This window comes from Kribbella deserti, assembly GCF_042434725.1.
Taxonomy (GTDB): Bacteria; Actinomycetota; Actinomycetes; order Propionibacteriales; family Kribbellaceae; genus Kribbella; species Kribbella deserti.
Window position 1 is genome coordinate 24,485 of the sequence record NZ_JBHLTC010000034.1, and the last position, 8,512, is coordinate 32,996.

The following is an 8,512-nucleotide window of genomic DNA, read 5'->3' on the forward strand; positions in this document are numbered from 1 at the left end:
TGGTCAGATTCGGATGGTGACGTGGAACGGGCGGTCTGGGGTATCTGGCTCACTGACCGGCAACTGACCGGTCTCTACCCAGGCGTGGGATTGTGCCGGGCCGAACCGACATCCGATGCACCAGTCGATCGCGCGGCCGGTGAGCGCGGTGAGCAGGAATGCTGCGAGGGAAGCTTCCATGCAGGCTGAGCGGCCAGGGAACCGTGCCGCGGCCCAGTCACGTGCGGCGATCACCAGCTCGGTGCGTTGCCGCGAAGCGGGCCGCCGGCCGACGATTCGCTTGATCGTTCTCGCGGTGGCAAGGGTGAAGCGCAGTGGTGCGCGGCGGGCAAGGACGCTCGAGATCAGTAGTACCGGTAGCGCGGCGAGCCGGTAGTGCAGTGGCGCGGTCGCGGTCACCGGGGTGATGGCCATTTTGACGCTGGTCATTTGCCGCTCACCTGTGCAGGTTGCTGTAGTAGTCCGTGCAGTGTCAGGTCGGTGGCCAGGTGCGCCATGTCGATACCGATCGTGGTGCGGTCGGTGCCGTAAAAGGCGGCGAGTGCGGTGACGGCCTGGTCGAGGGTTGCGCCCGCCAGGAGGAGGCGGAGCAGGTGTGCACCAGTGGGATTGACGGTGAACCATGTTCCCTTCCTGCGGGTATCGAGCAGCATCGCGCCATCAGCGGTGATGGATGCATAGACGTAGCGCGGCAGCGAGTAGGCGGCGGTTGCAGTGTCAGCCATGGGCCGTGACCTTGACCGGTTGCCAGGTCTCGGACCTGGGACGAGAAGAGGCAGAAGCTAGCCACAACTCGGTGGTGAGGAGTGCTTCCAGACTCGCCAGGCGGCCCGGTGCTCCGGCGACGATGCGGGCGAGCTCGGCACGAGCCGGGCTCAGGTCGAGCAGACCTTCGCTGGCGAGCAGTGAGTCTTCCAGCAGCGCGCGCAGTGTTGCCGCGTTGCGGCGGACCCCGGCATAGGCGTTGCCGTCATATCCGCCCTTGGTCGGGCGGCTCAGCAGGTACTGCGGCACCAGGCCCCGCAGAGCCGTTCCGAGCAGCGGCTTTTGGGTAGTGCAGGACTGAAGTTGGTGTGGTGCTACTGAACCGCAGGCGCGGACAACGGCATTGTCGAGTAGCGGGGCGTGGGCTGGTAGCCCGGTTGCTTCAAGTTGCCCTGTCAGCTCGGCTTGGTAGGTGCCGAACTCGCGCAGATCGTCGGTGGCGCGGCGAACACTCATGCCTCTGTCTTCGAGCACATTGGCGTCCGCGGCAGCCCGTGCCCGCTTGGCTAGCTCGCGGCGCGCGTCCAGCGACAGCCATGCGATCAGACTGAGCGGTGCATACCAGCGCAGCGTGGTCGGTCCTGTCCGGTCCGAGCCGGCGGGGAACTCGATCGATGCCGCCAGATCGCGCAGCGCCTGGCGGTATCCGGTGCGCGACAAGCGGGCCGCGTCAGCGAGCACCGTCGAGGTGGATTGCTGCCGCAGCCTGGCCCTGGTCGAGGCATGGCGCAGCAGCGCCGGCATCGAGCTTGCCTTCACCAGGGCGGCCAGGTAGGTCGGTGCAGCAGTCAGCACGGTGTCGCCACCAGAGCCGGTCAGGTGCAGGTCGGTCCCGCGTGCCAGAACCTGAGAATGGAAGGTGTAGCGCATCGACCAGCGCGCGGCATCGGTGAACGGCTGATCCGTCCTCGGCGCCTCCAGCAGCCGGTCATAGAACAACCCGGCCTCGCCGTCACGCACCACCAAATGGGTGAGGTTGGGATGCATCGCGATGCGGGTGGCGTAGGTGATGTCGTCATTCGGCGCGGCCGGATCGTCGCGAGTCACGGCTAGCACGTCCGTGGCATTCTCGGCCGCCAGGAACGCCAAGCTGGTCGAATCCAAACCGCCTGACAAGTCAGCAGAGACCCGCCGCACCGACCTTGTCCGGCAGGTCACCGCCTCGACCAAGGCGCCGCGCAGAGCGCTGGCCGCCTCATCGAACGCCACCTCGGCCTGGGCGATCTCGTAGCCCACGACTTGCGGTCGACGTCCGCGCCCGATCACCAGGGCATGACCACCGGGCAAGCGCCGGATTCTCTGGTGAGTGGTTGCGGTTCCGGTGATCTCGGGGATCGTTGCACAAGCCATCCGCGCCATCACCGACACCACATCGAGCACCGTCTGGGTCAGCTCGACCAACGGGCGCACCGCTGTAGCCCAGGCCATCGTGCCGTCCCAGGGCGTGAAATACACCGGCCGCGAACCCGCCAGGTCAGAAATCACCGCACACGTCTCCCCGTTATCTGCCACCGCCCAGTACGAGCCCGGCCACAACGTCAGCGCACGCCAATCCTCATCACGCACAGCCTCCAGCCCTGCACGAAGCTCCACCTCGCTGGCATAGCAGTCACCCGCAACCAGCAACCGGCAATCCCCGGCTTCCATCACACGCCAACGATGCGCAGGCGCATCAACCAGCCACACCGGCCGCCTGCCACCCCACGCCAGCGCGGAGCGAACTGGCGCCACATCGGTCATGTTCCCTGTGATCCACATATCCACCCTCCCCGTCATCCGCGAACGGAAGTGGCCGGCGGCCCCTCGAACTCAGCGAGCCGCCGACCACGACCCAATTAGCTGAACCAGCCGCTCTGATCGTTGATGTCCTCGGCATGCTTGCCGAGCGTCACCAGCGAGGCCCCACCCAGTACCACCAGCTCAGGCGCGACGTACTGCTCCACCTCGTTCATCTCCACCGGCTCCCAACCATGCAAACGATCCTGTTAGGCCTTTTGGTGCTTTCGCCTGCGTTACGACAGGTGGAACCACCACCTGCATCACTCGAAGTACCGGCCCTGGTCCTGGCTGTCCTCGGCGTACTTGCCGAGCGTCACCTCAGAGGTCTCACCCAGCTCAACCAGCTGCGGCGACACGTACTGCTCCGTCTCGTTCGTCATTGCGTTCACCTCCTTCACCTTGATCCGTCTGCGGGGCGATAGGCCTACCGGCAGTGCGATTCGGCGTGCAACGCCGACAAAGCCCAGGTCAACGGACAACTCGTCCGATTTACGCGGGCCCAGCATCACAACCGGCAGAGTGCCGGCGTGAAACGGCCGGCACCGGGCGCTGATGCACCCGCGGCCTGTGGATAAGGAGGCCCCGACGAGCTGTCGTTGTGAGGCGATGCGCACCCAAAAGGGCTGTACCGCCGGGGCCTCCCGGTATCAAGGCGGGACGGACGCGGGCGCAGGGACCGACGCCAGCATCCCGGCGAACCGGAATGTGCGGTTGGCGTCAGGCGCAGGGACCTCACGTCCGCCCCGCCGCTCGTGGGGATGGAACGAGCTCTCGGTGCCCCCCGAAGCAGGCGCCCCCAGGGGGCAGCGAGGCTGCCCGAGAAGCGCGCATGGGCTTCTCGGGGTGGATCGGCGAGCGGGGCGCAGCGCGTCGGCTACGCGCCCGCTCGCCGGCTTTAGAGGGAGTCCCGGCGCGCTGCCTCAAGGTGGTGAGCAGCACGCCGGGACTCCGGGAAAGGGGCCGATTCTGCGATGAGGAGTCGCAGGCGGTCGAACGCGCCGGCCCCTGGTCAAAAGACGGATCAGCAACAGCAATCGCGACACCGGCATCGGTGAACTCCGCCACCACGCGATCCGGATCACCGAGCGGGTCCAGATGCAGCAGCGACGGCACAGCGACCAGACGAACATCGTCCAGCTCCAGCGCCGCCCGGAGCGCTCCCAGCCCGATCGAGCCAGTCTCGACCGAATCGCTGAAGATGCCACCCAGCTCAAGCCCATTCCTCGCGGCGAACTCGGTGAACATCGTCAGTACCGTGGCGCGTTCCTTCGCGGTCATCATGAAGTGCTGCCGGTAGTAGCAATGAAGCATCTTCTGTCCCATGAGATCCCCCCGATCGATCGGTGGTCAGTGACTCTCGGGCCGCGCACAGCGCGTGCAGGGCCAAGCAGCAAGGCAGCCACCACACAGCCCATTGACACTGGCAGTCGGCACTCGCAGGCCTGTTGAGAACGGGTAGTCGCGGTTGTTGAACCCCAGCTGCCGGTCAGGGAGGTCGAGGTAGCGCACCTCGGTCGCTCCGCTGTGGCCATGGATTGCCTGGATCGCCTCGATGCCGTCCTCGAAGGTGGTCGTCGTCGCATACCGGCCAGGCCAGCGAAGAGCGGCCGAGCCATCGCTGAACACCACGCCTTCGGCAACGACCCCTGTACCGGACACTCCGGATACGTCGTGGTGCCGGTCGAGTACGAACGTTCGAGGCGGTTTCACGCCGGTCACGGCTGCTTCGAAGGTTGAACCGCGTCGTTTGTGACCCGGAGTCCTGCAAACCGGCGCCGCATCGACGCCTCGTGTCGAGCAGCCAACGGCGCATCGGTCATGCGCCGATCGATGACATGCTCACCGAACCAGACTCGTACAAGGCGTCGTCGTACTTCAGCGGAAGTCTGCGTAGTTGAAGCGGCAACTCGCTGATCCCCCGTGTGGACCAGCGGTGCACTGAAGTTACGCACTGTGTTCATGGAGTCAACGATGGCGGAGGACGTACTCAACCTGAACTGACTGGGAGTACGAGTTACGATGCACAAAGTAAGCCCGAGGGGGGAGGCGCGCCTTGAAGAGATCAGAAACACCGACTGCCAATCAGGGTTTCGTCGCGCCGAGCGCTGAGGTCGGAATCTTGTCCGGCTTCGTTCTCAAGCTAATCCGCGGATCGCTCGGTATGACGCAGGACAAGCTCGCCGAACTTCTTGAAGTAGACGCCAGTACGGTCCAAGGCTGGGAAAGTGGTCGTCGCCCGCTGCCTGCCCAACGGGCGGCAGATCTACTGCGCTTGCGCACCCGACTGACCATGCACGGCGCGCAGCCTGCGGCAGTGAGCTGCTTCCAGGAGGCATTGGAAGGCGACGGCATCCTCGCGGTCGCGATCGCGGCAGGCGGGCAACCGGTGCGCCTGGAATTCAATCCACTCGCCGCCGCTGTTCACCGCCGCAGTCTCGTGAACATGATCACCTGGCCGTTCACAGGACTGACTCCACCGAAGCTCCGTAGCCTTCCCTCATCACCAGGCCGAGGCCCAGTAGCAAAGCATCCCCTGCTGAATACAAGTGATCAGCGGCGCTTCTTCGATCACTTGATCGCGACAGCTGATCCGGCGACAGCCTCGTCCACTCCACTCCTTCGGCGACAGGCAACCTACCTTCTGGGCTTCGACAGCCGCCAGGAGTCGGCGATTTGGCTGGCAACGGAGCACAAGCGAGCTTTCGCGGCAGGAGCAGGGTCGGCCGACCCAACAGCCGGCATTGCTGCACGGTCGGCAACACTGGCGCTCGCGCGAAGGGGCGACCCCGATCCGCTGAAGTACTTCATCAAACACACTTTGAGCAGCGACAAGCACGCCGCAGCGAACCTGGCCTACTGGGCCTACTGGCTTGGCGAGATACCCGACTCATACCCGAGCGACAGGTACCTCGTCGCTGCGGGTGATGACCACACCTGGTCCGGTGGACTGCTGGCCAGCCACCTCCTACAGCACCTCGATAATGACATCCACGGGCAGCTCAATATCCACAGTTTTTGGACCCTTGTGCTAGCAAGACCAGACCTACTTCGGCAACACGCCAGCCTCCGCACGCTGGCAGCAGCTCGAGTGGAGCGAGCACTTGATGGCGGCTTTGATCGCGAGGCCCGAGACGAGTTGATTAACTTGCGGTACGCAGTTCAGTTGGCGAATCGTTGAGAAAGGGAACACCGTGGCAGACACGAGCGCAGACCGAGAGGCATCGGGCGTCGCAGCGTTCGCTTATGAGATGGGTGTGCTCAAGCGGGTTCGCCGATCAGGCTGGTGGCACGTAGGCGTCCGCGATCCTGAGTCCGTCGCCGAGCACAGCCTCCGAGTAGCCCAACTAGCCGCGCTGATTGCGGCCGAGGAGGGCGGGGACCCGGCAAGGGCCGCATACATGGGTATGTGGCATGACTCGCAGGAAACCCGTATCGGCGACATCCCGCACAGCGCGCGCCCATATATACAGGCATCGAGCAACGAGACCATCACCGAAGACCAGGTCGCCAACCTTCCCGACCGCTCGGCGAAGAGCATCCGAGAAGCAGTTCACGAGTTCGAATCATGCGAGACGATCGAGGCGATCTGCGCCAAGGACGCCGACCGCCTCGAATGCCTGATGCAAGCAGTCGAATACGGCGAAGCCGGATATAGCAGAGTTGAAGGCTGGATCGAATCCTCCCGGGCAAAGATCCAGACCGACTTCGGAAAACGCCTGGCTGACGCTGCCCTGACCGTCTCCCCGTTAGCGTGGCGGGATCGATAGCGGGCTCGCCCCCTCGCCCGCGGAATAGTGTGGTGGCCCGCGAGTGGAGCTGCGGGTCCGCATCAGCTCTAGCCGCGCCCGCTCGTCTCCACATCGAACTACTCCGGTGGAGCGCTGGTTGCCAGGATCGGCGGAGCGTCTAGCTCCCCTGTCGCGAACAGGGGACGCGAACTAGGTCGAGAACGGTGCGGCGACTAGTCGGTGGATCTGGAAACAGGGTCGCGAAGCAGCGCGATTCGCTGGAGACCGCCCTGGTTGAGAAGGTCCGTGACGATCGAGCGGACCTGCTCGAGTGCCTCATTAGCATCGACGTACGCTTGCACGCTGACGTCGACCGGTGTGAATTGCGGCAGCGGGAGTCCTTCTGGTGTGTGTCCCATCGAGCGAGGTGGCTCGACCATGATGAGCGAAGTTCGATCCCATTTGATCCCGATTCTCGCCTCGTAGTCGACTGTTCCTCGCGCGGTCGCCGTGGCGCGAAGGAGGTTCATCAGGTCGACGGTGAATTGCTCTACGCGGTCGGATCGGATCACGCCGGGGGGCGCAAATTCCTTGGAGCCGATGGGGTGTCCCCCGATGGCCGCCGCCATGGTTACAGAGCCGTCATCGTGAGTGCTTGCCCAAGCCTCGAGCCAAGAACCGGCGAAGTCTTGGTTCGGCGGGGCGACCCACCGGCGTAAACCCGGCCGCGGGTTCAGCAGATTCAGCTCTGAACAGCGAATCTCTTTGGTGGGGCGGGCAAACAGCGTGCGGTCGTCCTCGATGGCACCGAGCGCCTCCTTTGCCTCCTCGCGAGACATTCGTTCTGTGCGGATCACAGGCACTCGTGGCCGTGCGACTCCGATCATCCACGCCATGGGCGGCAGCTCACCACGGCCTGCTGTCGCTTCCGCATAGAGGTTGTTCAGCGCTTCATGTGCGTTACGACGTTCATCGAATCGTGCCCGGTACATCGTCTCGATCTGCCGCTCTTTCATCCACGTCGTATCGGCATCGTTTCTAACGGGCGCGCCGAAGTACTGATTCTTGTAAATCAGATGTGGGCCGTCCACGGATGCCGGGACGGTCACAACGAGAGCGCGTCGCCCGTCGGCGCCGACCCGGTGGAGGCCTAGCCCGAAGATCGGTGGATTGATGGCAGTCACGGCAACGCTCCGCAGAGCACGCTCGTGGCTCTCGTCGATCTCGCCGACGTCGACCCGGCCAACGGCCGCCTTCTGATCCTCGGTCACGCCGAAAACGATCACTCCGCCGGAACCGTTTGCCATTGCGGCGACATCTTTGGGGAAGTCGGTGTCAGCTAGTCCGCTGCGCGGTGGTGCGGCCTGTTTCCAGTCGAGGTCGTCGGTCTCGTGCAGGCGTTGGTTGACTGCGGCGTCCACCATTTCATCGGTCACTGGACCAGCTGGTCGGCCGAGTAGGCGGTGCAACGCGGTGAAGAGCATCTACCGACAGTAGCCGCGCGTCCGGCTCGTTGCCCGGAGTTCGCGTTTTCGCATGCGGACGAAACCCCGTGAGTCAGTGCGGGTCCGGTCCCGGTGGAGGGTCGCTCACCGCCCCGGCTTCAGGCGGGTGGGCGATATGCGAATGCGCGGATTCGGCCTGGCCAGATGGTGGGCTTCGCAGTCGACGAGGCACTCGCTGAAGCGGCGGAGCAAGCCCTTGATACAACGTGGCGTCGGCAAGAAACTTCGGCGGCCAATGGTGTGTGCGCATCTCAAGGATGCTGCTTCAAGGGCGCATGATCGTGAACGATTTCGCTGGCTGTGCTTGAGGTCGAGTGGTTCAGAGGCGCAGTCGAGGTGAGGACGGTGATTTGTTGGCGCAGGCTTTCCCAAGTACGCAATTGAAGGGTGTCGTGGCCAGATGGGGCCGGACCGAGCGGGGCGGTGGAGTCGATCGCGTAGCGCTCGCGGAATGCAGCTATGTCTCGGATGAGCTCTTGCCGGGCTGTGCCGTCGGCGACCTGTTCGAGGTCCTGAAGCCAAGGAGCCTGCTGTTCTCGGGCCGTCTCCACTAGGTATTCAGTGCGTTGGGCGATCATGGCCTGCATGTTTGCGAGGGATTCCCTGAGTACTGGATCAGCGACCTTGTGCACCGGTGTCACGAGGCGCGACGAGTGCGGCGGGGCGGCGGACTTCTGTGAGCCGCCCCGGCGTGTCTGGAGACTTCATTCGTTGGAAGGATGAAGTCCATGTCAC

At 64.4% G+C, this 8,512-nt stretch carries 10 protein-coding genes; 2 read left to right on the forward strand and 8 right to left on the reverse strand.

What is annotated here, in order from left to right; translation table 11 throughout:
• Positions 1 to 3: 3 nt before the first annotated feature.
• From ACFFGN_RS25560 to ACFFGN_RS25585, 6 genes are all read right to left on the reverse strand, one after another.
• Positions 4 to 429, reverse strand: a complete 426-nt coding sequence (locus ACFFGN_RS25560; RefSeq protein ID WP_380052292.1) for a lasso peptide biosynthesis B2 protein — start codon at positions 427 to 429, stop codon at positions 4 to 6.
• Positions 426 to 725: a PqqD family protein gene (locus tag ACFFGN_RS25565; protein WP_380052294.1), complete on the reverse strand. Its 300-nt coding sequence runs from the start codon at positions 723 to 725 to the stop codon at positions 426 to 428. The genes ACFFGN_RS25560 and ACFFGN_RS25565 overlap by 4 nt, the downstream gene beginning before the upstream one ends.
• The gene (locus tag ACFFGN_RS25570) at positions 718 to 2,505 is read right to left on the reverse strand and encodes an albusnodin/ikarugamycin family macrolactam cyclase (protein ID WP_380052296.1); all 1,788 of its coding nucleotides are present in this window, start codon (positions 2,503 to 2,505) and stop codon (positions 718 to 720) included. Before ACFFGN_RS25570 ends, ACFFGN_RS25565 begins: the two co-directional genes overlap by 8 nt.
• A 95-nt stretch (positions 2,506 to 2,600) precedes the next feature.
• Positions 2,601 to 2,723, reverse strand: coding sequence for a hypothetical protein (locus ACFFGN_RS25575; protein WP_380052298.1), 123 nt, complete (start codon positions 2,721 to 2,723; stop codon positions 2,601 to 2,603).
• Positions 2,724 to 3,276: 553 nt separating this feature from the next.
• Positions 3,277 to 3,867, reverse strand: a complete 591-nt coding sequence (locus ACFFGN_RS25580) for a hypothetical protein (protein WP_380052300.1) — start codon at positions 3,865 to 3,867, stop codon at positions 3,277 to 3,279.
• 24 nt (positions 3,868 to 3,891) lie between these two features.
• Positions 3,892 to 4,254, reverse strand: a complete 363-nt coding sequence (locus ACFFGN_RS25585) for a hypothetical protein (RefSeq protein WP_380052302.1) — start codon at positions 4,252 to 4,254, stop codon at positions 3,892 to 3,894.
• 343 nt (positions 4,255 to 4,597) lie between these two features.
• Here ACFFGN_RS25585 and ACFFGN_RS25590 point away from each other — a divergent pair, with 343 nt between their 5' ends.
• Positions 4,598 to 5,722, forward strand: coding sequence for a helix-turn-helix domain-containing protein (locus ACFFGN_RS25590; protein ID WP_380052304.1), 1,125 nt, complete (start codon positions 4,598 to 4,600; stop codon positions 5,720 to 5,722).
• 70 nt (positions 5,723 to 5,792) lie between these two features.
• Entirely contained in the window at positions 5,793 to 6,311 is a 519-nt protein-coding gene (locus ACFFGN_RS25595; RefSeq protein WP_380052306.1) for an HD domain-containing protein, read from the forward strand.
• A 194-nt stretch (positions 6,312 to 6,505) separates the two neighbouring features.
• On the opposite strand, the gene ACFFGN_RS25600 is transcribed toward ACFFGN_RS25595, so the two are convergent.
• Positions 6,506 to 7,708, reverse strand: coding sequence for an AlbA family DNA-binding domain-containing protein (locus ACFFGN_RS25600; RefSeq protein WP_380052308.1), 1,203 nt, complete (start codon positions 7,706 to 7,708; stop codon positions 6,506 to 6,508).
• 320 nt (positions 7,709 to 8,028) lie between these two features.
• A complete protein-coding gene (locus ACFFGN_RS25605) occupies positions 8,029 to 8,355 on the reverse strand; it encodes a hypothetical protein (RefSeq protein ID WP_380052310.1) in 327 nt (108 codons plus the stop codon).
• Positions 8,356 to 8,512 lie beyond the last annotated feature (157 nt).